The 22,277-nt window shown below is 42.7% G+C and carries 21 protein-coding genes; 6 read left to right on the plus strand and 15 right to left on the minus strand.

Annotated elements, in window-relative coordinates; genetic code table 11:
* Positions 1-342 precede the first annotated feature (342 nt).
* Positions 343-1,632 carry a phosphopyruvate hydratase gene (gene eno, locus ACWATR_RS16370; RefSeq protein WP_289796787.1) on the plus strand — a complete coding sequence of 430 codons (1,290 nt, stop codon included), beginning with the start codon at positions 343-345 and terminating at the stop codon, positions 1,630-1,632.
* A gap of 74 nt (positions 1,633-1,706) precedes the next feature.
* On the opposite strand, the gene argC is transcribed toward eno, so the two are convergent.
* On the minus strand, positions 1,707-2,765 hold the full coding sequence (gene argC / locus ACWATR_RS16375; RefSeq protein ID WP_420758155.1) for an N-acetyl-gamma-glutamyl-phosphate reductase: 1,059 nt from the start codon (positions 2,763-2,765) through the stop codon (positions 1,707-1,709).
* 306 nt (positions 2,766-3,071) lie between these two features.
* Between argC and ribBA the strand changes: the two genes are divergently transcribed.
* Positions 3,072-4,745 carry a bifunctional 3,4-dihydroxy-2-butanone-4-phosphate synthase/GTP cyclohydrolase II gene (ribBA, locus tag ACWATR_RS16380; protein WP_460334387.1) on the plus strand — a complete coding sequence of 558 codons (1,674 nt, stop codon included), beginning with the start codon at positions 3,072-3,074 and terminating at the stop codon, positions 4,743-4,745.
* Positions 4,746-4,854: 109 nt separating this feature from the next.
* Here the strand turns inward: ribBA and ACWATR_RS16385 are convergent, their stop codons facing one another.
* Entirely contained in the window at positions 4,855-5,097 is a 243-nt protein-coding gene (locus tag ACWATR_RS16385) for a hypothetical protein (protein WP_460334390.1), read from the minus strand.
* Positions 5,098-5,102: 5 nt separating this feature from the next.
* Entirely contained in the window at positions 5,103-5,354 is a 252-nt protein-coding gene (locus tag ACWATR_RS16390) for a BrnT family toxin (RefSeq protein ID WP_460334393.1), read from the minus strand.
* 96 nt (positions 5,355-5,450) lie between these two features.
* On the opposite strand from ACWATR_RS16390, the gene ACWATR_RS16395 reads away from it, so the two are divergent.
* On the plus strand, positions 5,451-5,675 hold the full coding sequence (locus tag ACWATR_RS16395; RefSeq protein ID WP_460334397.1) for a type II toxin-antitoxin system HicB family antitoxin: 225 nt from the start codon (positions 5,451-5,453) through the stop codon (positions 5,673-5,675).
* Positions 5,675-5,914: a type II toxin-antitoxin system HicA family toxin gene (locus tag ACWATR_RS16400; RefSeq protein ID WP_460334400.1), complete on the plus strand. Its 240-nt coding sequence runs from the start codon at positions 5,675-5,677 to the stop codon at positions 5,912-5,914. The genes ACWATR_RS16395 and ACWATR_RS16400 overlap by 1 nt, the downstream gene beginning before the upstream one ends.
* A 306-nt stretch (positions 5,915-6,220) precedes the next feature.
* Here the strand turns inward: ACWATR_RS16400 and ACWATR_RS16405 are convergent, their stop codons facing one another.
* A complete protein-coding gene (locus ACWATR_RS16405; protein WP_460334403.1) occupies positions 6,221-7,933 on the minus strand; it encodes a diflavin flavoprotein in 1,713 nt (570 codons plus the stop codon).
* A 206-nt stretch (positions 7,934-8,139) separates the two neighbouring features.
* A complete protein-coding gene (locus tag ACWATR_RS16410) occupies positions 8,140-9,864 on the minus strand; it encodes a diflavin flavoprotein (RefSeq protein ID WP_460334406.1) in 1,725 nt (574 codons plus the stop codon).
* A 110-nt stretch (positions 9,865-9,974) separates the two neighbouring features.
* Between ACWATR_RS16410 and ACWATR_RS16415 the strand changes: the two genes are divergently transcribed.
* A complete protein-coding gene (locus ACWATR_RS16415) occupies positions 9,975-10,802 on the plus strand; it encodes a pantothenate kinase (protein WP_460334409.1) in 828 nt (275 codons plus the stop codon).
* Between the two features lie 27 nt (positions 10,803-10,829).
* Here the strand turns inward: ACWATR_RS16415 and ACWATR_RS16420 are convergent, their stop codons facing one another.
* From ACWATR_RS16420 to ACWATR_RS16435, 4 genes are all read right to left on the minus strand, one after another.
* A complete protein-coding gene (locus tag ACWATR_RS16420) occupies positions 10,830-12,284 on the minus strand; it encodes an amidohydrolase (RefSeq protein ID WP_460334412.1) in 1,455 nt (484 codons plus the stop codon).
* A 504-nt stretch (positions 12,285-12,788) separates the two neighbouring features.
* On the minus strand, positions 12,789-13,355 hold the full coding sequence (locus tag ACWATR_RS16425; protein WP_460334415.1) for a PEP-CTERM sorting domain-containing protein: 567 nt from the start codon (positions 13,353-13,355) through the stop codon (positions 12,789-12,791).
* Positions 13,356-13,496: 141 nt separating this feature from the next.
* A complete protein-coding gene (locus ACWATR_RS16430) occupies positions 13,497-14,309 on the minus strand; it encodes an alpha/beta fold hydrolase (RefSeq protein WP_460334418.1) in 813 nt (270 codons plus the stop codon).
* 252 nt (positions 14,310-14,561) lie between these two features.
* On the minus strand, positions 14,562-15,056 hold the full coding sequence (locus ACWATR_RS16435) for an NUDIX hydrolase (RefSeq protein WP_181927776.1): 495 nt from the start codon (positions 15,054-15,056) through the stop codon (positions 14,562-14,564).
* A gap of 731 nt (positions 15,057-15,787) precedes the next feature.
* On the opposite strand from ACWATR_RS16435, the gene ACWATR_RS16440 reads away from it, so the two are divergent.
* Complete coding sequence (locus tag ACWATR_RS16440) at positions 15,788-15,955, plus strand: hypothetical protein (RefSeq protein ID WP_012412073.1); 168 nt, start codon at positions 15,788-15,790, stop codon at positions 15,953-15,955.
* A 180-nt stretch (positions 15,956-16,135) separates the two neighbouring features.
* Here ACWATR_RS16440 and argH read toward each other — a convergent pair whose 3' ends face one another.
* The 6 genes from argH to trmD form a co-directional block, all read right to left on the minus strand.
* The gene (argH, locus tag ACWATR_RS16445) at positions 16,136-17,518 is read right to left on the minus strand and encodes an argininosuccinate lyase (RefSeq protein WP_460334422.1); all 1,383 of its coding nucleotides are present in this window, start codon (positions 17,516-17,518) and stop codon (positions 16,136-16,138) included.
* A gap of 104 nt (positions 17,519-17,622) precedes the next feature.
* Positions 17,623-17,829: a hypothetical protein gene (locus tag ACWATR_RS16450; protein WP_069072611.1), complete on the minus strand. Its 207-nt coding sequence runs from the start codon at positions 17,827-17,829 to the stop codon at positions 17,623-17,625.
* A 107-nt stretch (positions 17,830-17,936) separates the two neighbouring features.
* On the minus strand, positions 17,937-18,725 hold the full coding sequence (gene larB / locus ACWATR_RS16455) for a nickel pincer cofactor biosynthesis protein LarB (RefSeq protein ID WP_460334425.1): 789 nt from the start codon (positions 18,723-18,725) through the stop codon (positions 17,937-17,939).
* Between the two features lie 114 nt (positions 18,726-18,839).
* Positions 18,840-20,621: an ABC transporter substrate-binding protein gene (locus ACWATR_RS16460; RefSeq protein WP_460334428.1), complete on the minus strand. Its 1,782-nt coding sequence runs from the start codon at positions 20,619-20,621 to the stop codon at positions 18,840-18,842.
* 63 nt (positions 20,622-20,684) lie between these two features.
* Positions 20,685-21,170 carry a 2-C-methyl-D-erythritol 2,4-cyclodiphosphate synthase gene (gene ispF / locus ACWATR_RS16465; protein WP_460334431.1) on the minus strand — a complete coding sequence of 162 codons (486 nt, stop codon included), beginning with the start codon at positions 21,168-21,170 and terminating at the stop codon, positions 20,685-20,687.
* Positions 21,171-21,208: 38 nt separating this feature from the next.
* Positions 21,209-21,943 (minus strand): tRNA (guanosine(37)-N1)-methyltransferase TrmD, encoded by a 735-nt coding sequence (gene trmD / locus ACWATR_RS16470; RefSeq protein WP_460334434.1) that lies wholly within the window; start codon positions 21,941-21,943, stop codon positions 21,209-21,211.
* Positions 21,944-22,277: the final 334 nt, after the last annotated feature.

Genomic DNA, 22,277 nt, shown 5'->3' on the forward strand with positions numbered 1-22,277 from the left:
GTTATTCTCTGCCAACATTTTACCTAGCTGAAAGTTTTCAGGTAAAAATGCCATCAGGGAAAGAACCAAATAAACAAGAGGGGAAAAGGTTAAAGGGAAAAGGGGAAAGGGATGAACAGGTCGCGCCACTTGCGGGCGAGGTTTTTACCTTTTCCCCTTCCCCTTTCCCCCTTCCCCTTCTTCATAAACATTCCTTTACCCATTTTTGGTGTTGCTCCCTATCCATACAATGGAAATCTTCTTTAATCTCAGCCAATAAAGTCTCTTAAACGCCTATGCTAGCGATTGGGTTAGGCAACTGGACTGGATGCGTAACACACTCGAATAAAGGATAAAGTACAGATGAGTAAATTTTTAGATACTGCCATTGAGGCGATCGCAGCCCGTGAAATTCTTGATTCTCGCGGTAGACCAACAATTGAAGCCGAAGTGCATTTAGCCAATGGTGTTGTCGGACTAGCGCAAGTTCCCAGTGGTGCTTCTACTGGCACTTTTGAGGCCCATGAACTGCGTGATGGCGATAAAAGCCGTTATGGGGGCAAAGGCGTACTCAAGGCAGTACAAAATGTCAAAGAAGCACTTGCACCAAAATTACTCGGCTTGGATGCCCTCAACCAAGAACTCCTAGACCGCACGATGATCGCCATAGATGGTTCTCCTAACAAATCCAATTTGGGCGCGAATGCGATTTTGGGGGTTTCCTTAGCAGCAGCCAAAGCTGGTGCTGAATCTTTAGATATTCCTCTATATCGCTATTTGGGTGGCCCTTTAGCGAATTTGCTCCCAGTACCGTTGATGAACGTGATTAACGGTGGCGCACACGCATCAAATAACGTGGACTTTCAAGAGTTTATGATTGTCCCAATTGGCGCAACTTCTTTTCGGGAAGCGTTGCGCTGGGGTGCAGAGGTGTTTGCTACCCTTAGCCAGGTATTAGACGAGAAGGGTTTGCTTACTGGTGTGGGCGATGAAGGCGGCTTTGCTCCTAACCTAGAATCTAATCAGGTAGCTTTGGAATTGCTGGTTGCTGCCATTAAGAAAGCTGGTTACAAGCCAGGTGAACAAGTAGCTTTAGCTTTGGATGTTGCAGCTAGCGAATTTTACAAAAATGGTCAGTATGTTTACGATGGTAAACCTCACGCTCCGGCTGAGTTTATTGATTATTTAGGACAACTTGTTGACCAATACCCTATTGTGTCAATTGAGGATGGCTTGCACGAAGAAGATTGGCAAAGTTGGCAATTGCTGACCCAGAAGTTAGGTTCGCGGGTGCAATTGGTAGGGGATGATTTGTTTGTTACCAACGCTACTCGTTTGCAAAGAGGCATCCAAGAAAAAGCCGCTAATGCCATTTTGATTAAACTCAATCAAATCGGTTCTCTTACCGAAACCTTGGAAACGATTGATTTGGCAACTCGCAATAGTATCCGTTCAGTAATTAGCCATCGTTCTGGTGAAACTGAAGACACAACGATCGCTGATTTAGCTGTAGCAACTCGTGCCGGTCAAATCAAAACAGGTTCCCTCTGTCGCAGCGAACGCGTAGCAAAATATAATCGCTTGCTGCGAATTGAAGATGAACTAGGCGATCGCGCCGTTTATGCTGGTGCTGTGGGGTTAGGGCCTAAGTAGGGAATGGGGAATAGGGAATAGGGAATAGGGAATAGGTATTTTCTGTCCCCTGTACCCTGTACCCTGTCCCCTAATTAAGGATAAAACCCCAACTTGGGTAACCCCAAGGTTTCATCCCAGCCCATCATTAGGTTTAGACACTGAATCGCTTGTCCCGCTTGTCCTTTAATTAGATTGTCAATTGCTGACATGACAATCACGCGACCTGTGCGCGGGTCAACTTCTACACCGATATAACAAAGATTGCTGCCGTTAGCCCATTTGGTTTGGGGATAAACGCCACTACCGCAGACTTTTACCCAAGGAGAGTTGCGGTAGAAGGCTGAGAAAATTGTGATTAAGTCATCTCGCACTAGACCGGGATCGCTCATTGTGGCATATACTGTTGCCAAAATACCGCGCACCATTGGGATCAGGTGCGGTGTAAATTGGATCATGAGTTCGTGACCAGCTAAGTCACTACAAATTTGCTCAATTTCTGGGGTATGACGGTGACGACCAACATTGAAAGCTGTTATGGAGTTGTCTGCTTCAGCTAGTAATAAGTTGGTTTGAGCTTGCCGTCCACTACTAGATGTGCCAGACTTGGCATCAATAATGGCTGTTTCTGGTCTGATTAAGCCTTGCTTTAAGAGTGGCGAAAGTGCAAGGAGACTAGCGGTGGGATAGGAACCAGGACAGCCAATAAGTTCAGCTTCGGCAATGCGATCGCGATAAAGTTCTGGTAATCCATAAACTGCTGTAGCTGCAATTGTGCGATCGCTTCTCTCGATACCATACCAATTTGTATAAGTTGTCAAATCACTAAACCGATAGTCTGCACTCAAATCTAATACTTTACATCCTTTTTCCAACAGTTTGGGCGCGATTTGGCAAGCCAGACCATTTGGTAAAGACAGGAAAACTACTTCACAGCGATGAGCAATTATTTCTGGTTCTACCGCCTCTATTAGCAGGTTAGTTGCATGAGCCAGATGCGGGTAAAGATCCCCAAAGGATTTTCCGATACTGCTCTCACCTCCTAAATAAACCAGTTCGACTTCTGGATGATCCATCAGTAGTCGTACTAACTGTACTCCGCCATAGCCCGACGCGCCAACAATCCCAACGGGTACGCGTCTAAATTTGCCCATGATCTGAAATCCTTATCCCATGAATAGTTAATTCGTTCTCAGCTATCAACAATATCAGCCACTAGACGCACAGCGTACAAAACGCCCCAAAGCTGGAGATGGGGGAGATGGGGGAGCAAAAAAAGTAAATTCTTCTTTCTCCTCATCCTCTTCATTCGCTGCACTATATCCCTACTTTCTTTAATGGCAAAATTTGTTGCTAGGTTATCAAATCATTGCTAGTCTACTTCTCTGCCTTATAAAGGAGCTACAATCTAAAAGAAGAAATTGTTAAAAAAATTTACGTTGGTAGCTGGAAATCTTTCTGTGTCACAGCCTAATACTACACAAGTTTTTAAATTTGATTCGATTGATGCCGCTTTAGCAGACCTAAAAGCTGGTCGTGTAATTGTAGTGGTAGATGATGAAAATAGAGAAAATGAAGGCGATTTGATTTGTGCTGCCCAATTTGCTACACCCGACACGATTAATTTCATGGCGGTGGAAGCGAGAGGACTGATTTGTTTGGCAATGACAGGCGATCGCCTAGACGAGTTAGACTTACCTTTGATGGTAAGCAACATTACAGATACTAACCAAACTGCCTTCACTGTCAGTATTGATGCGGGGCCAGAATTGGGTGTTACCACAGGAATTTCAGCAGAAGACCGCGCCCGCACTATCCAGGTTACTCTCAACCCAGCCACAAAACCTACTGATTTACGTCGTCCTGGACATATTTTTCCCATTCGGGCTAAGGCTGGAGGCGTACTCAAACGCGCAGGCCATACAGAAGCGGCTGTGGACTTATCTCGACTAGCAGGGCTGTACCCAGCAGGGGTAATTTGTGAAATTCAAAACCCTGATGGTTCAATGGCGCGGTTGCAGCAGTTAGTTGAATATGCTAAACGTCACAATTTAAAAATTATTAGTATTGCGGATTTAATCAGTTATCGCCTACAGCACGATCGCTTAGTATATCGGGAAGTTGTTACTAAGCTGCCTAGCCAATTCGGTCAGTTTGAAATTTACGCCTACCGCCACACCTTAGACAATACAGAACACGTTGCAATTGTCAAGGGTGATCCAGCTAACTTCAAAGATGAGCCTGTGATGGTGCGGATGCACTCAGAATGCTTAACAGGTGATGCTTTGGGTTCTTTGCGTTGTGACTGTCGGATGCAGTTACAAGCTGCATTGAAAATGATTGAGACTGCTGGTCAAGGTGTAGTTGTATACCTGCGTCAAGAAGGACGGGGGATCGGCTTGATTAACAAGTTGAAAGCCTACTCGTTGCAGGATATGGGGCTGGATACAGTAGAAGCAAATGAGCGCTTAGGATTTCCTGCGGACTTGCGAGACTATGGGATGGGGGCACAAATGCTCATGGACTTGGGCATCAAAAAGATTCGCCTGATTACCAATAATCCCCGCAAAATTGCCGGAGTCAAGGGCTATGGGTTGGAAGTAGTTGACCGCTTGCCGTTGTTGATTGAGGCAAACGACTACAATTCCTATTATCTGGCGACAAAGGCGAAAAAGCTGGGTCACATGCTGTTACAGACTTATCTGGTGACAGTAGCAATTCACTGGCAAGATGACCCGGAAGCTGTGACAGAACGTTATGAACGCTTAGAGAAACTGCGACATTTAGCGAAAAGTAATGATTTATTGTTGCAGGAAGAAGCGCGTCCATTAGCGATCGCTATATTTGACGAGCCATCTCTAACAGTACACTTGGGTTTTGATCAGGCAAAAGTTGCTAGCTCTGATTGGTATCAACAAAGTGGTCATCCTTATATACAGGCAATCTTCCAAATTTTGGACAACCTAGCAACTTTGCCATACATCCAGAAATTAGAATTTCTGATTTCTTCTGGTTGCGATCCTTTGAGTAATTTACAAGTCCAACTAGATCGGCAGATATTCACCGATGGTACACTGCCTTCATCGATTAGCGATCGCTTGGAGACGCAGCAAATTTACAGCTTTAGCAAATAGCCACACACTATATATAGCGATGCGTTAGTTGGTCATATCATGTTTTTTGTGAATAACTACATCAAACAGATGCGCCGCTTCCGAACCATCGCCCGATGCAACGAAATTATTATGCTGTCTCACCGTTTGCTGCTTGTGGCATTGACTCAATTAACGCCCTTAACACTTTGTTAACCGATTCTGGTGTCGTGAAAACCTGAGCCACATCTTCATCTAAGACTACAACTGTTAATTGTTGCGTTCCACTACGGGCGGCAAAGCGATTGGGCTTTGCCTTTTGATAATCGAAGCGATACTCAGCTTGAAGCTCGTCGTCAGAATTTTTTGATTTTTCAAAAGGTGTTTCGTTCATAATCTTCACGTTCCTTTCGAGTAGCTAGACGGGCACTTGATACGGATGGCATTGGAACGTTCAGTGAAAGAAATCAACAGCAAGAGATTTTGTTGAGAGTGACCAATAATGATTTCTCGCCGCTCATCTATAGAGTGCGCTTTATCATCAAATATGACTGCCAAAGAATTGCTAAAGACAGTTTTGGCTTCTTCAAAGCTGACACCGTGCTTTTTCAAATTTGCGGCTGCTTTTGATTTATCCCACTCGAACTCCATGACCAGATCATATCCTATTAACTATGCAGAGTTGATAAAATCACAAGAGAGCATAGAATATGCAAGTTCAATGAAATAGGACTACAAAGAAAACCAATGAGAGCAATCAAAATTATTGTTGAAAAACATAATGACGGTTATGTAGCATATCCCTTGGGTATCAAGGGGGTTGTAGTTGGCGAAGGTGATAGCTATGAAGAAGCACTAGCTGATGTTAAATCTGCTATCCACTGCCATATAGAGACATTTGGTCAAGAGGTTTTAGAAGAGGAATCACCAGTGCTAGAAGCTTTTGTGGCGGAAGCTGAGGTTCCTATTTAATGGTTAAGTTTCCAGTAGACGCACCTAAAACTAAAGTAATTAAGACATTAGAATTTCTGGGATTTACTATTATTAGGGAGCGGGAGCATATTGTTATGGAGCGAGAAAACGAAGATGGAACAAAAACTCCACTGACTATGCCTAACCACTCTCAAATTAAAGGTTCGACGTTGAGATCAATCTGTACTCAAGCAGGTATCTCAAGAGAGGATTTTTTGTCTGCTTATGAGCAAATCTAAAAGGCTGTATTCTGTTTTCACTCACAACACTTTAAAAGATACAGTCACAAATAAATTCTTGAACTAGGCGATCACGTCTCTCCAGATAAGCTAATTATTAGACGATTCGTAAAAACAAGATGATACGCGATCGCTCTCCAAGCTTCAACTTTTTACATCAGAACACGAAACACCGAGTTCGGAACTCGAAGTGTCGAGATAAAAACGCCAGAGTTGAGTTCTTTAAAGAAGAGTGGGGATTAGAGAGTGAGGGAGAAGAATTAATAACCAATACCCAATGCCCCATGCCCCATTCCCCATTCCCAATTAATAATGAGTTGCCGACTTGCGATGATGCACAGCTGTAACGCCATCAGTATCTAACAATTTGCCACTCTCGACAGTCGCATAAACTAGCCAGTGGTCGCCAGATTCCATCCGGTTTTGTACAGAACATTCGAGATATGCCAGGGCATCGGTAAGTATGGGAGAACCGCTTTCTGTTTCTTGGGCGGCTACATCAGCAAATCGGTCTTGTCCTGGCCCAAAAGGTTTGAGGAAGTGCTTCATCAATCCCAAATGATTCCCTTCTTTAAGGATATTGAGGACAAATTTATTTCCTGTATGCGTCAGTGTTTCTACTGCCCGGTCTTTGGCAACAGCGATGGTTAAACCAGGTGGATTAAAGCTGGCTTGAGATACCCAAGAAGCTAACATGGCACTGGAGCGATCGCCTTCTTTGGCTGTGAGAACACAAAGGGAACCCACAATCCGACCAACTGCTTGTTCTACAGTTGTCGCAGGTTGACTTGGCGATCGCACTTTTCTAGCTTTCTTCAATGCTTGGGCAAAGTCGGTTCCAGCTTCTTCACATAATTGTAAGGTGGCATCGTCGGGCTTGAATTTCACGCGGATGGTGTCAAAACCAAACCGATAGCCAGCATCTTTCAATTTACCCTCAATTAAATCAACTGCTTCCCCACTCCAGCCAAAGGAACCAAAAGCACCAGCAAGTTTATTATTAGTGGCGGTGGATAGCACAATTCCTAAAGCTGTTTGCACGGGTGTGGGTGCATGACCACCAAGGGTAGGAGAACCAATGATGAAACCACCTGCTTTTTCCACAGCCGCCCGGATTTCTTCTGGTTCAGTAAATTCGCAGTTAATGGATTCTACAGCGACGCCAGCTTTTGTAATCCCACGAGCGATCGCTTGGGCTAAGGTTGCTGTATTTCCATAAGCTGATGCATAAATTAACGCTACTGTCAAGTCAGCAGAAGTTTGCTGTTGACTCCATTCTCGATAAGCTTTGGTCAGTTCGATTAAGCCATAGCGCACCAAAGGCCCGTGTCCATTGGCATACATTCGCACAGGAAAATCGACAAGTTTATCCAGCGCTGTTTCAACTTGACGGGCGTGAGGAGCCATGAGGCAATCAAAATAATAGCGCCGATCCTCGTTATATACTTCCCAGCCTTCATCAAATACCTGATCTCCACAAACGTGTGCCCCAAATAACTTATCTGTGTATAGAATTTCTGTTTGTGGATCGTAGGTGCTGAGTTGATCTGCATAGCGGGGATTGGGGATGGGAATAAATTGTAAATTATGCCCATTACCCAAATCTAGAGTTTCTTCGCCCCGCATCACGAGAATTTGCAAGTCTGGATTTTCCAGCGCCGCACGTAAATTTATTGCCCCTGGATTAGAACACACAAAGGTGATTTGCGGGGCAATTTCTAACAAAGCTTTTAATGTTGCAGCACGGTTAGGATTTACGTGTCCCAAAATTACATAATCTAGGTCTTCGAGATGGAAACGTTGCTGTAACGCTTCTAAATAAATTTGTGTAAACGTTTCCCCTGGAGGATCGATAATTGCGTTTTTATCGCTTTCGATTAAATAAGAATTAGCAGTTGTACCCTTAGCAAGAGCATATTCAATTTCAAATCTTAGCCTTGACCAACTGCGCGATCGCAGTATTTTTGTATCTGTAGCTATTGGATAAACTTGAACATCACGGGGTTTATTTTTTGACATGGCTAAAATAAGAGTTATGAGTTATGAGTTATGAGTTATGAGTTATGAGTTATGAGTTATGAGTTATGAGTTGAAGAAAGTCGTTAATCTAAATCTTGTAACTTCCGTTGTGCAGACGATATTTTTTGTTAAACTCGTCCGTACAACTATTAATTTTTAACTTCTAACTTCTAACTCCTAACTTCTAACTCCTAACTCCTAACTTTTTAGTAGTGGTTTCCGACTTTACGGTGATGCACAGCAGTCAAAGCTTCTGGTTTAGAAACTCGTCCGGCGTAGACTGTGCTGTATACTGCCCAGTGGTCGCCACAATCCATTCTACTGATGACTTCACACTCCATGTAGGCGAGGGCATCGTTGAGAATAGGCGCACCATTTTCAGCTGGCTGGGTTCTTACACCTTCAAAGCGATCTGCACCAGGGGCGAACCGTTTTAAAAAGTGCTTCATGAGTGGTTGGAAATTGCCTTCTTCTAAAACGTTGAGAACAAAGCGATCGCCTACTTGCATGAGTGATTCAATTGCCCGATCTTTAGCGACTGCAATGGAAAATCCCAAGGGTTTAAAGCTAGCTTGACTCACCCAAGAGGCTAGCATCGCACTGGAAACATCGCCTTTTTTGGCAGTAATAATATATAGTCCGCCGCTGATTCTACCTAGTGCTTTATCTAAGTCAGCACTAAGGGATTTCATGGCTTTGATACTGCGATCGCGTGTTACCCATTGAGCTAAGTCTGTACCCGCTTCTTCACACAGCTTGTAAGTATTTTCCGTAGGCGTTTGTTTAATCCGAATCGCTGGAAAAACAGTTGTCAAACCCAAATTGCGGAATTTACTCAGCAAAGGATCTATTGGCTCATCATCGCCACCACCTGCTTCAAAAACACCGATGGCTTGCTTTTCTTTAGCTGATCCTAAAACTGTGCTGAGTGCAGATTGAATGTTCGCAGCGCCAGAAGCCGGAGGTAGACCAACGATTAATCCAGCACAACGGCTAACTAATTCCCGCAGTTCTTGTAAATCGACTTCAGATCCCAAATCGACAATTTCCACGGCGACACCGGTTTTGCTGATACCGTTGGCAATTGCTTGGGCCAGGCGATCGCTATATCCGTATTCGGAAACGTAAAATATTCCAACTGCTGTTTCTGGCTTGGCTTGGGTTTGGCTCCAAGTGCGGTAACGTCCAATTAGTTCCTCAACGTTGTGAGATAATAATGGCCCATGTCCTGTAGCAACCATATCGATGGTTTTTAGTTCTGCCATCCGCTTCAAGGCAGAGAGAACTGAACGTGCATTTGGCCCCATCAAGCAATCGTAGTAGTAATGAAAGTCTTCTTCGATAGCTGCTAAGTCTTCATCAAAAGTAGTATCTGAGCAATAGTGCAAACCAAAAGCATCGCAGGTGTAGAGAGTTTTGGTTTTGTGGTCGAAGCTGAAAATTGTATCTGGCCAATGTAAATTTGGGGCAATCACGAATTCAAATTCATGACCATTACCCAAATCTAAGCGATCGCCATTTTTCACAATCCGCCGTTTGAATGGCTGATGTACCAAATCCTCTAGAAACTGAATCGCCACCTTAGAACCGACAACGGTAATTTCTGGAGCAATTTGCAGCAAATCTTTAACTAAACCGCTATGGTCTGGCTCAGTGTGGCTGATAATTAAATAATCAATATCTGTTGGGTTGATTAGTCCGGTAAGAGTATCAAAATATAGTTGGCGAAACTTTTCGTGGGAGGTATCAACTAAGGCAGTCTGCTCTCCACGAATGAGAAACGAGTTATAAGTAGTACCGTTTTGCAGACCAAACTCAATATCGAAGCGATCGCGATCCCAATCCAAAGAGCGAATAGCCGTCGTCTCTTGAGCAATGTCCACAGTCTGTATGGTGAGCCGTTTTTCAGTTTTTTCGGTGAGCGCTACCATAACTCCCCTCCTTAACACAATGAGTATTTCTTCCTCTTCTTTTATTGTGACACGGCTTGAATGTTAATTTTTATTAAAAAATTTATGGTTGACTTAAAAAAGTTAAAAGTGTGAAACCGCAGAAGCACGGAGAACACAGAGAGGAAATTTGCCTAGCGTTGGAAATTGGTAATTCCCGACTGCATTGGGCATTGTTTATTGGCGAAACACTTTATTCCGCCTGGGATACTGACTATCTTCCTGAGTCTGTTATACAACAACTGGCTGAATGTCAAACTCTAAATTATTTTCTAGAGAAAATTTTTCTACCTAGTCAGCAAGGTGATTTTCTCACAAACACACCTCCCCCCTACCCTCTTCTCCTCGCATCCGTAGTTCCTAGCCAAACTGCTATTTGGCAAACTTACCCAAATACTCGCGTTATTAATTTAAACCAAGTAGCGCTCAAAGGTATCTATCCCACATTAGGAATTGACCGCGCTTTAGCTTTGTGGGGTGCGGGAAAAACTTGGGGTTTTCCAATGTTGGTGATTGATGCAGGAACAGCGCTGACTTTTACGGCTGCGGATGCTAATAAGTGTCTAGTTGGAGGTGCAATTTTGCCGGGATTAGGTTTGCAGTTTGCGACTCTCGGTCAACAAACAGGACAATTACCATTAGTAGAAAATCAAAGTTTTTCGTATCTACCACCGCGTTTTGCTCTTAATACTATAGAGGCTATTCAAAGTGGAGTTATTTATACAATATTAGCTGGAATCAAAGATTTTATTGAAGCGTGGTGGCAATTGTTTCCTGATGGGAAAATTGCAATTAAAGGTGGCGATCGCACTTTTTTATTAAAATATTTGCAAGCCTTATATCCTGAAATTACAGCACGCTTAATTGTGGAACAAAATTTAATTTTTTTGGGAATGCGAGAAATAGTAAAACTGCTCTAAGTTTAACTTAGAGCAGCTTAAGATTGATCAATTAGAAGGTCGGAATTGAGCTTTTATTCTTTGAGCAATGGAATTAGCTTCACGGCGAATCCTCTCAGGATCAACCGTGAGCATCCTGCGTTTTTCCATGAGAACTTGCCCATTTACAATCACAGTATCAACATCTTGGGAATCTGCTGCATAAACAAGATGCGAGATGACATCATAAAGCGGGAGCAAGTGTGGTTCTTTAAGCTGGACTTGAATTAAGTCTGCTTGAAGCCCCACCTTAATCGCACCAATTTTATCTGATAAGCCGAGTGCTTCTGCACCGCCAAGTGTTGCCATACGCAAAACTGTTTTAGCCGGTACAGCAGTGGGGTCAAGGGTAGTTCCTTTATGGATAAGGGCGGTGAGGCGCATTGCCTTCCACATATCCAGAACGTTGTTCGAGGCGGCTCCATCTGTACCTAAACCAACTTTAATTCCAGCTTTCAACATCGCCGGAATCGGCGCAAAGCCAGAAGCCAGTTTCAAATTCGAGTCAGGATTGTGGATAACACCAACACCGCGTTTAGCCAACAGGGCGATTTCACTTGCGTTAGGCCAGACAACGTGTGCGGCAAATACACGCGGTTCCAGGAAGCCGAGATTATCTAGATGTTTTACTGGGGTTGCGTTATAGCGTTGCTGGACATCTTTAACTTCAGCTTGTGTCTCTGCCAAGTGAATTGTCAGCGGAACATCATAATGACGCGCAGCGCGAATAGCCTGGACGAGATGCTCTGGCGAGACAGTGTAGGGAGCATGTGGAGCGATCGCTGGCATTATACGTTCGTTCTTGCCTTTCCAACGTTTCAGAAAATTTATCGATGAGGCAAAGGCATCATCCCATCCTTGGAAACCAGGGCTGGGAAAATCTATTGACGAGGGCGCAATAATCGCGCGTAAACCGCATTCACTAACGACTTTAGCAGCGACATCTGGCTTAAAGTACATATCAACAAACGTTGTTGTGCCACCGCGTATCATCTCCCAACAGGCAAGCTGTTCGCCGACGCGGACAAAATTTTCATCAACGAACCTCCCTTCCGCTGGGAAGATGTAATTTTGGAGCCAATCTTGCAACGCTAAGTCGTCTGCAAGACCGCGAAACAGAACCATTGCAGAGTGAGAGTGACCGTTAACAAGACCCGGCATCAGCACTAGACCGTCGCCTGGCAGCGTCCTGTCGGCTCTGTAAGATGCCATGATTTTGTATTGTGTGTCTACCGCAACAATTTTGCCGTCCCTAATAGCGATCGCACCATTTTGGATGACGGGTTGTGCTTCGTTCATCGTTACGATGAAATCGCCACCCACAATCAGTTGTACTCTTTGCTTCCCTTGAGCAACTAGATTATAGTTACTCTGAGCAATAACTATCTGACCGAAAAAGACGAACAATGTCGTACAGACAAAAAGAACTAATAGCTTATAGTATTTTGTCAGATGATATTTCACACTAAAATATCCTTGTTGAATTTTTGCCGTGATTTTATCATCCGTCTAATTGCTACTAATTTCACAATTAAAAATTGTGATTTAAGCTAATATATCCGTAAATTTTCTTCACAAATTACTAGTCTTTAATAGAGCTTTTAATCACTTCTTAATCACTCTCTCTATAGAAAAATAATCGCTGCTACATAGACTTTCTTTAAAAAAGAGAATTTATTATAGGCATAATTTTGGAATGGGTCTTAAACCCAAGACCCGTCTGGTCACGGCAGGAAACAGAGGACAGTTTTCTTCCTGCCCTCTGCCTCCTGCTTTCATTGATAAAAGCCTCCTGCCGACGCTCTCTACGAGACACGCAAACTCGCTACCGCTGCGCTATCCTGCCGCCTTAAACTAAGACTTATGAAAGCTGGTGACAGTGACTTTCATAAGTCTTAGACAAATTAAAGAATTTTTGATGTTTCAGTTAACGAAAAATTAAATTTTCATCAGAGTGAACCAAGAGGATTAAGCTTTGGCTTTTTCAGCAGCAACTTGTCTATGCTTCACCAGCCAGGCGATGCCACCGGTAAAAATTATGCCACCCGTTGTTAATGGTTCAGGAACCGGGGTTGTAGAGGTAACATTAATTAATCCATTGTTCTGATCTATTGTTCCCTCACTAGGATTTCTTAGACTAAGTCCTAAACCAACAGTTCCGAACAGATAATAATCCGTACTTTGCGCGTTATCCTGACCTACATCAAAGTATCCAAACAATGACTTCGTAGCTGTATCATAGTTGAAGTCTAAAAAATCATAAACAATATTTCCATCACGAATTGGAGCAAAACTATTCAACAATTTTTGACTTGGGTCGAAAAAAGAAACTCCAATGGATTGAAGTTTTGAATTGTCTATGCTTGTGTAACCTTGAGTTTCATCATAGGAAAACGAGCCTGTAGCTGAATACCCAGCATTACCAGTCCAATCAAAGTTGAGTGTAACTGCGTAGACTGGGGTAGCCTTTAGTAAACCCAGGCTCATCACTACCCAAGCAGTAGTAGCGATACAAAGCTTTTGAGTTAATTTCATCAGAAAAGTTATTCCAATTTAATAATCTGTGTAAAGCCGCTCTGTGCTTAGTATAGATTATTGCATTGCTTCGTTAAAAATAATTTAAATACCAATTCTTTATAAAGTTACGTACTTTGCCGTAGTCTTTAGTCCAAATGCTCAATTCCCTTTAATAAACTCTTGAATCTCGATCGCCGCAACCCCAGCACAAGATTCAGGTAAGTCATTTCCGGCATGGGCAATCATTTTCAACTCGACTTTTGGCATCAGTTGAGCATAAACCCGGCTCTTGGCTAAAGCATCTGGTGTATCTTGACCACCTTGTAAAATAAAAACTGGGGCATCTATCATGTAAAGCTGCTTTTGCAGTAATTCCGCCTCAATTTCTACTTGCCGCCGTTTGAAAAGTAACTGACAAGCTATGGGGTAACGCAGCAATTCCTGACGTAATTGCAAATCCTGGGTAATTTTTTCATGCCAACCCAGAACTTTAGTTAAGGGAATTAGCGATCGCAATAATTTAACTACTAGTGGTGGATAATTCAATAATCGCCGCATCTTCCGGCAATACTGTTCTTGTCCTGCTATCTCTACACCCTCTGGTGCTATCAGTACCACACCGTCAACTTTTTCTGGATACTTTAAAGCATAGCTAGCAGCAATCCACCCCCCAAGAGAATGCCCTACTAAATACACCTTTTCTAGCTTTACAGCTTGCAAAAACTCAGCTAAACACTCTACTTGTAAATCTATCGAATGGTGGATATTTGGATTCTCTGATTCACCAAACCCTAACAAATCAGGTGCAAAACAATGAAAATCTTGTGCAAGAGACTCCATCACAGATAACCATTGACTGCTTTCATTCCAAGCACCATGTAAAAAAATTATAGGAGTTTTTTCACCGACTTCACGCCAGAATAATAGCCCTTGAGAGAGCTTTCTCCGCGAGTTACGGAATAGTGTATCCATTTTAATTTAGTAGTTAACTTTTAGCATCATAATAAATAGTCATTTGTCATTTGTCATTTGTCATTTGTTATTAACAATTAGTTTTGGACAATTACAAACAGAGAAGTGTGAACCATTCGCGTAGCCTCTCTTTGGGGCAGCCTCTAGTAGAGAAGAGAGATTTCCTTAGATCATAACTTTGGCAGCAAATGATATAGATGCGCCAGCAGTTTCCCACAGGGTAGGACTAATTACTAATGACTAAATATATTGTTATGCCAGTGTTGTCAAGCCATTCAAGTAGTCTTGCAACTGACGAGTATGGTCGTGAGACATCTGTCCTGAAGGTAGGAAACTGGGAGAGAAAGCTTGGATTTCCATGACTTCTAAAGTATCCTGAATTTCCATTGTCCCATGTACTTCGGCTTCAACCACAATACAAATTGAATGGATTCTGGGATCGCGGTCTGGTGCAGAGTAAACTCCTACCAAACGGTTAATTTTCACCAATTCTAGCCCGGTTTCCTCGATCAATTCCCGGCGGACTGTGTTGGGAATATCTTCTCCCCAATCCACCATTCCTCCAGGTAATGCCCAAAGACCATCATCACGCCGCCGGATCAGTACTATCCGACCATCGGGTAAAATTGGGATGATACTAGTGCCAGTAATGGGATGACGAAATATTATACCCAATACTGTTTGTCCAATACGCCATAAGCTACGTGTGGACTGGACAGCTGCCGGAAAAAAAGCAATAACGTTCAATCTTCAAAATTTATGTATTGTATTCTATAGTTCTCTACCACTTACATAGACTCAACTAATAAAATTTTTGTTGAGTTTTGTTTTATACAAAAATGTTTGTGGGTTGAGATTTTATTCTCACGATTTACGTAGAATATTATTAATTCTAACATCAAGTTTCAATAGAAGCACTGTATTTATGTATACATAAAATTTTTTGAATCAGTAAAATTTTCAGTTGATCGCTAGCATTAGCCTTCTGAAAACTAGCTATCACTGATAGTTTTTCGCTACACATTCACAAAATAATATGAATAATAAGTCAGAATTCAGAATTCAGAATCCAGAATTCAAAATTTTGAATTTGGGGATTTAAAATTTGCACTTAAATAAAAAACACAAAATTAAATATTATACTTATTGCTTAAATCCAGCTATTATTCCTGAGTTATGAATACTAAATTCTGAATTGTTTCTTGATAAGATTGGTTTGTTTCAAGAACAACAACTAGTTAGCTAATTTCCAACTGATTTTACAGATTTGGATCTAAGAAAAGGTATTTTTCATTTAGCTACTGGGGATAATTCAGAATTATTATTGACATAACAAGGTTGAATGCGGTAGACTAGTACACTGTTTAAAGCGTATTTATTGCTGCACTAGGCTACAAGTATATCAATAACATTGGTAACTGATATTGCCTACGTGATGCCTAGTTGCTACTTTTTTGTTGTTTATTAATGAGGTGAACATGGCCAAGCGCCGTAACCCGAAAAAAGAAAAGGCGCTACGTAACCAGGCGTATGCCAGAAAGTTTCGTAAACGAACTACGACAGGAAGAATGCAGAGAAGGTTCCAACAAAGACCACCCAAGAGTGAAGAAGAAGAAGGCGCAGCAACAGCAGCTGACACTGACTAAGCTGTTTGCTTAAATTCTTTTTATTTAGATTATTTATTTTTTAGGGCGTACATTTGTACGCCCTTATTTATTTTATTTTTGGTAATGGGGAACAAAAGGCAGAGGGGCAGGGGGAAGGGTGCAGAGGAGAGGAATTTTCCCCCTGCTCCCTTTCTTCTTCTCCATTGTCCACTACCCCTATTAATCCATTTGAGCGCGGGCAGCTATGAGTGCTTTGCTTACCTGTGCAAAGCCAGTACCACCGTAACTGTTACGGGCTGCAACAACTTGACGAGGGGATATTGCCTCATAAATATCTGCTGCAAATGCCGGATGTAGTTGTTGCCACTCTTCCAATTTCAAATCTTTCAGGAGTTTACCTGCGGCAATACTAGTCTTTACTACCTTACCCACAAGGTTGTAGGCTTCCCGGAAAGGAACGCCCCGTGCTGCAAGATAATCTGCTACATCGGTAGCGTTAGAAAAATCTTCCGCCACAGCTTCGGCTAACCGCTGGGTACGAAATTCCAAGCCTTCCCTGAGCAAAATCGTCATCGCTTCTAGAGAAGCTTTGACTGTGTTAACGCTATCAAATAGACCTTCTTTATCTTCTTGTAAGTCTTTGTTATATGCCAGGGGTAGCCCCTTCATAATCACCAACATTGCTTGCAGATGGCCGAATACACGCCCAGTTTTCCCCCGTACCAATTCTGGGACATCGGGGTTTTTCTTTTGGGGCATGATACTGGAACCAGTAGCACAGCTATCTTTAAGGGTGACAAAGCGAAATTCCTCAGATGACCAAAGAATGACTTCTTCTGCAAGACGGCTGAGGTGAACCATAATCAAGCTAGCAGCACACAAGAATTCGATCGCAAAATCGCGATCGCTCACTCCATCGAGGCTGTTTGCATAAATATCGTCAAAATTCAATAGTTTGGCTGTGTAGTGGCGATCGATGGGGAAAGTGGTTCCCGCTAAAGCACCGCACCCCAAAGGTGAGATATTCACACGGCGAGAAACATCTCCTAAGCGTTCCCAGTCACGTTGCGCCATTTGAAAGTATGCCAAGAGGTGGTGAGCTAAACTCACGGGTTGGGCGCGTTGTAGGTGAGTATAGCCAGGAATCAAGGTTTCAACGTGCTTTTCGGCTATATCCAGTAAAACACCTTGGAATTCTCGCAATTCGCTTTTAATTTGTTGGATTTGGTCGCGGAGGTAGAGTCTGGTATCAGTGCCAACTTGGTCATTACGCGATCGCGCCGTATGCACCTTTTTACCCACATCGCCGACAATTTCTGTCAATCGGTGTTCAACCGCAAAATGTACATCTTCAGCATCGACACCGGGCTGAAATTTACCCTGGCGGTACTCTTGACGAATTTGTTCTAAACCGGCAACCAGTTGCTCTCCTTCTTCTGGGGAGATAATGCCCGTATGAGCGAGCATTTTGGCATGAGCTTGAGAACCAGTCAGGTCATATTCTATTAATTCAATATCAAAACCTATACTGGCATTAAAACGAGCGATCGCTGGATGCAACGCTGATTCAAACCGCTGGCTCCAAGTTTGTTCTTTGGTCATAAATTATGAAAAAAGTGGGGGAAAGTTAAGAGTTAAGAGTGAGGAGTTATAAGTTTCTAACTCTTAACTTCTCACTCCTCACTTTCAACTCCTAACTTTTAAATTTAACCGTAGCTAGTTAGATTCCGAATCATATAGCCAATGACTAAACCAATCAACAATGCCCACACTTGACCTGTTTGTATAAAGTGGTTCCAAGATTTTTGAATCTGACCCATCAGGTCTGGATCTGTAATTGTTTGTGCTAGGGCTGTCCAATTTACAGGCAAATGCCAAAGTAACTGAGATGTCAAATCGCTGTAGTGGCTCATATTTGGTGCTTAAGAAGTTAAGGGTGGCAAATTCCAGTATCAGTTTATTTTTTACATTAAATACTGATATTTACTGAAATAGTTGGATATAACTTCAATGTCTTAACTCAAGATACAGCCGATGCCAACCGCAATTTCTCGGCAGTCCGCAAAATTTGCCCCGCCAACACTGCTGCACCAAAACCATTATCGATATTTACTACGCCTACTCCCGCTGCACAAGAGTTGAGCATTGTCAATAAAGGCGCTAAACCACCAAAACTTGCACCATAACCGATGCTGGTGGGTACGGCAATTACTGGACAACTCGCTAAACCAGCGACAACGCTAGGTAAAGCGCCTTCCATCCCCGCCACGACAATCAACACCGATGCTGACTCAATCAGGTGACGGTTACTTAATAAACGGTGAATTCCAGCAACGCCAACATCCCAGAGGCGCTTTACCTGAAAACCAGAAAGTTCAGCGGTGACGGCGGCTTCTTCAGCAACGGGTAAATCGGCAGTACCAGCAGAAAGAATGCCGATTTCACCCTGGAATTGTGGTTCGATGGTAGGAGGAGCGATCGCACAAATTCGCGCCGATTCGTAATATCGCGAACCACTAACTTTTGATTGCAGTACTGTATAAACTGCTGGTTCAATGCGAGTTGCCATCACCACCGGGTTACGGAGGCGCATCACCTCCATAATTTGAGCAATTTGATCGGGTGTCTTACCAGGGCCCCAAATCACTTCAGGGAAACCAGTTCTTAGCTGGCGATGGTGGTCAATTTTGGCAAACTCACCCACGGATTCATAAGTTAAGTCTTTGAGTGAGTCTAATGCCGTATCTGGGGTAACTTTACCATTGGCAACCGCTTCGAGGAGCGATCGCAAGGTTTTTTCATTTTTCATTTGTCATTTGTCCTTTGTCCTTTGTCCTTTGTCCTTTGTCCTTTGTCCTTTGTCATTTGTCATTTGTTTTTATCTACAAGTAATGACCAATGACTAATGACTAATGACCAATGACTAATTTGTTATTTTGATTTCATGAATGTTCCAGAATGCGCCACCCAATGCAGAGTATTGGATACCTTCAAAGCGATTACGCACTGCTGACATTGATAAGGGATTAACTAGATAAATAAACGGTAAATTTTCTTGGGTAATCCTTTGGGTTTCAGCATAAATTTCTTTCCGTTTTGCTGGATCTAATTCCCTTGCTCCTTGAATGTATAACTTAGCGATTTCTGCTTCCCAAGGAGAAACTTCCCAACCTTCAATTGGCTTTTGTCCAGCTTGAGGTTTCTGATTAAACATGTGTAATCCACCTTCAGGCGACCAGACATTAGCTCCATCATTTGGTTCTAAACCACCAGTCAGACCCAGCATAGAAACTTCCCAGTCTAATGAATTGGATAGCTTATCTGTGTAAGTATTCCATGCCAGAGGAGTGAAATCAACTTGAATACCAATTTTACTCAGGTCTTGTTTAATCTGCGATCCAATTGCTTCGCGGATTTTGTTACCAGCATTGGTGAGCAACGAGAAGCGGACGCGGTTTCCTTGAGCATCAATTAGTTGGTTGTTGTTATATTTGAATCCTGCTTTTAGTAGCAGTTCTTTCGCCTTTTCTATATTGTATTCATAAACTTTTAGTCCTTCTTTAGGCGACAGATAATAAGGGCTTTGTACAGAAATGGGTGAATTTTGTGGTTGACCCAAACCACGAAAAGTATTATTAATCATCGTTTGTCGGTCAATTGCGTATGCTACTGCCTGCCGAAATTCTACAGTATTGAACCAACGCGATTTAACTGGATCAACTAAGGGTTTTCCATTCCTTATACCTTTATTCAAATTGAATAAAATAAACGTCGTACCAGTTGCTGGGCCACCATTAAAAATTTTGAAATTCCCTTGTTCTTCCTGCACCTTTAGCAAAGAAAAATAATCTGGCGAGACTCCCACAGTATCCAATCCGCCAGAACGAAATTGCAGCAAAGATGTATCTGTTGATTCTACAATTTGCCAGACAACCCGTTCAATATAAGGTTGGGGTTCTCCTTTCGGGCCTTTGCGCCAATAGTAAGGGTTACGTCTGAACACTACACGCTGACTCGTGTCGTAACGCTCTAGCTTGTAAGGGCCGTTAACGATAATTTGCTCTGGAGGCGTATCAACGCCCCACTTTGACAAAAATATGGGCTTACCCTCTTGGTCTTTTGTCTTGATAAATGGTTCGAGGGTATGGGCAGGTAAAATTGGCAGTCCTAAAGTTCCTAAAAATGGTGCAAAGGGTTCTGGAGTTGTGAATTCAATCCGTTGAGCATCGATTTTTCGTACCTTTGGTAATGCTCGACTTTCACCAATTCGTAGCACATCTCTAGCATTTGCGGGAATCGCTTCGTTCAGGTAAATTTGGTTGAAGGTAAATACTACATCATCTGCTGTTAAGGGTTCCCCATCAGACCATTTCAATCCCTGACGTAGGGTAAAAACAAACCGCAATTTATCATCAGCAATCTCCCAAGATTCTGATAAAGCAGGCTCAATTTTGCCAGTTATGGGATTTTCAGTAGTTAATCCTTCATAAATCAGAGGAAAAACATTGGGAGATTCCTGACTGAGAGGGTAGTTAAAAGTTTTAGGATCACTGAGAATGGCACTTACCAATTGTGGCACTTGAGCGGCTGAACTTTTGAAGTTAGTAGGGTTGCAGGAGGTAAGTGTAAGTGCTGTTGCTGAAGTCAAAATTATTGGTAACCAAAAATGTTTAATTGCCAGAAATATTGTGCTAAAAAATTTCATAATTTCAAATTTATTTCCATCCTATTCAGTCTTGAACATCTTTATCAGGGGCTAAAACAAAAGTTACTCTGAAGCAACTAACAAGACGACAGCATAAGCACAGATCCCTTCTTCGCGTCCAACGGGGCCTAATTTTTCATTGGTGGTAGCTTTGATACCAATTTGATTTGGTTGTAATTCTAAAACCGCCGCTAGTTTGTCGCGCATATTGTGAATATGCGGCTTTAATTTTGGACGTTCTGCTACTACTACCGAGTCAATATTTCCGATCTGCCAGCCTTGATCCCGAATCAGTTTATTTACTTGAGTTAATAGTACTAAACTATCTGCTCCCGCCCATTGGGGATCGCTAGGTGGAAAATAATGGCCAATATCTCCCAAAGATAATGCCCCAAGCATGGCATCCATAATTGCGTGTGTTAACACATCAGCATCACTGTGTCCCAATAAACCCAGTTCATGAGGAATTTGAATTCCACCTAAAATCAAAGCGCGATCGCTCACCAATCGATGGATATCGTAGCCGTTACCAATACGAATGTTAGTCATTTGTCATTAGTCATTTGTCATTTGTCATTTGTCAGGAGTTAGGAATTATTATTCTCCCCCTGCTCCTCTGCCCCTCTGCTCCTCTGCCCCCCCTGCTCCAATTTCTCCAGGAGATCGGGGCGGCGATCGCGAGTTTTTTGAATTTGTTGTTCGTAACGCCATCGGGCGATCGCTGCGTGATTCCCACTGAGCAAAACATCAGGCACTTTCAAACCGCGAAAATTGGCAGGACGAGTATATTGGGGATAGTCCAACAACCCTTCCTCAAAACTTTCTGCTGTGAGGGACTCCGTTTTGGCCACGGTTCCTGGTATTAGCCGCACCACGCCATTAATCAAAGCCATTGCTGGAATTTCCCCACCAGTGAGAATAAAATCGCCTAAAGATACTTCACGAGTTACCAAATGCAGCACCCTCTCATCCACTCCTTCGTAATGCCCGCAAATAACCACTAGCTGGTCATAATTTGTCGCCAATTCTTTTAAAAGAGGTTGATTAATTGTTTGACCCTGTGGACTCATCAAAATTATTTCTCTTCGGGGTAGAATCGGCAGCGACTCCACAGCGCTAAAGATAGGTTCCGGCTTCATTAGCATCCCTACGCCGCCACCATAAGGTTCATCATCTACCTTTCGGTGCTTGTCAGTGGTAAAGTCTCGTGGGTTAATCAGATGCACTTCGGCAATCTGTTTGGCTAAAGCTTTACCTAGCAGCCCAGAATTGAGAACAGAGTAAAAACAGTCAGGAAAAAGCGTAACTATATCAAAGCGCACAGTTATTCGTATTCGAGGACACTAATCTTAAATTTGAATGTCTAGCAAACATCAGCAAGCCAAGGTCGGGGCAAACTCCAGTTAAACTTTATCAATAGTATCTAAAACTACCAGACCTCTTGGATTTTAGATGGGATCAAAAGTTTTTCTAATTACTTAATTTATGTTTAAATGTTGTCACAACTACATTTAAATTAATAATCATATCAAGTTAACAACTTCCAGGATGCATCGAGCCAGCCTCAGAAAAAAGCGTAGTCTTAACTGCTCGTCCCCAACCCTAGAGTGGGAATCTAGCCCCATAAAGACTATTTTGCCCTGCTGCAAGTGGACA

Source organism: Nostoc sp. UIC 10890, assembly GCF_054786515.1.

Coding starts and splice junctions, on each gene's coding strand:
- eno (WP_289796787.1), top strand. CDS start 343: ATGAGTAAATTTTTAGATACTGCCATTGAGGCGATCGCAGCCCGTGAA.
- argC (WP_420758155.1), bottom strand. CDS start 2,765: ATGGGCAAATTTAGACGCGTACCCGTTGGGATTGTTGGCGCGTCGGGC.
- ACWATR_RS16385 (WP_460334390.1), bottom strand. CDS start 5,097: ATGAACGAAACACCTTTTGAAAAATCAAAAAATTCTGACGACGAGCTT.
- ACWATR_RS16390 (WP_460334393.1), bottom strand. CDS start 5,354: ATGGAGTTCGAGTGGGATAAATCAAAAGCAGCCGCAAATTTGAAAAAG.
- ACWATR_RS16395 (WP_460334397.1), top strand. CDS start 5,451: ATGAGAGCAATCAAAATTATTGTTGAAAAACATAATGACGGTTATGTA.
- ACWATR_RS16400 (WP_460334400.1), top strand. CDS start 5,675: ATGGTTAAGTTTCCAGTAGACGCACCTAAAACTAAAGTAATTAAGACA.
- ACWATR_RS16405 (WP_460334403.1), bottom strand. CDS start 7,933: ATGTCAAAAAATAAACCCCGTGATGTTCAAGTTTATCCAATAGCTACA.
- ACWATR_RS16410 (WP_460334406.1), bottom strand. CDS start 9,864: ATGGTAGCGCTCACCGAAAAAACTGAAAAACGGCTCACCATACAGACT.
- ACWATR_RS16425 (WP_460334415.1), bottom strand. CDS start 13,355: ATGAAATTAACTCAAAAGCTTTGTATCGCTACTACTGCTTGGGTAGTG.
- ACWATR_RS16430 (WP_460334418.1), bottom strand. CDS start 14,309: ATGGATACACTATTCCGTAACTCGCGGAGAAAGCTCTCTCAAGGGCTA.
- ACWATR_RS16440 (WP_012412073.1), top strand. CDS start 15,788: ATGGCCAAGCGCCGTAACCCGAAAAAAGAAAAGGCGCTACGTAACCAG.
- argH (WP_460334422.1), bottom strand. CDS start 17,518: ATGACCAAAGAACAAACTTGGAGCCAGCGGTTTGAATCAGCGTTGCAT.
- ACWATR_RS16450 (WP_069072611.1), bottom strand. CDS start 17,829: ATGAGCCACTACAGCGATTTGACATCTCAGTTACTTTGGCATTTGCCT.
- larB (WP_460334425.1), bottom strand. CDS start 18,725: ATGAAAAATGAAAAAACCTTGCGATCGCTCCTCGAAGCGGTTGCCAAT.
- ACWATR_RS16460 (WP_460334428.1), bottom strand. CDS start 20,621: ATGAAATTTTTTAGCACAATATTTCTGGCAATTAAACATTTTTGGTTA.
- ispF (WP_460334431.1), bottom strand. CDS start 21,170: ATGACTAACATTCGTATTGGTAACGGCTACGATATCCATCGATTGGTG.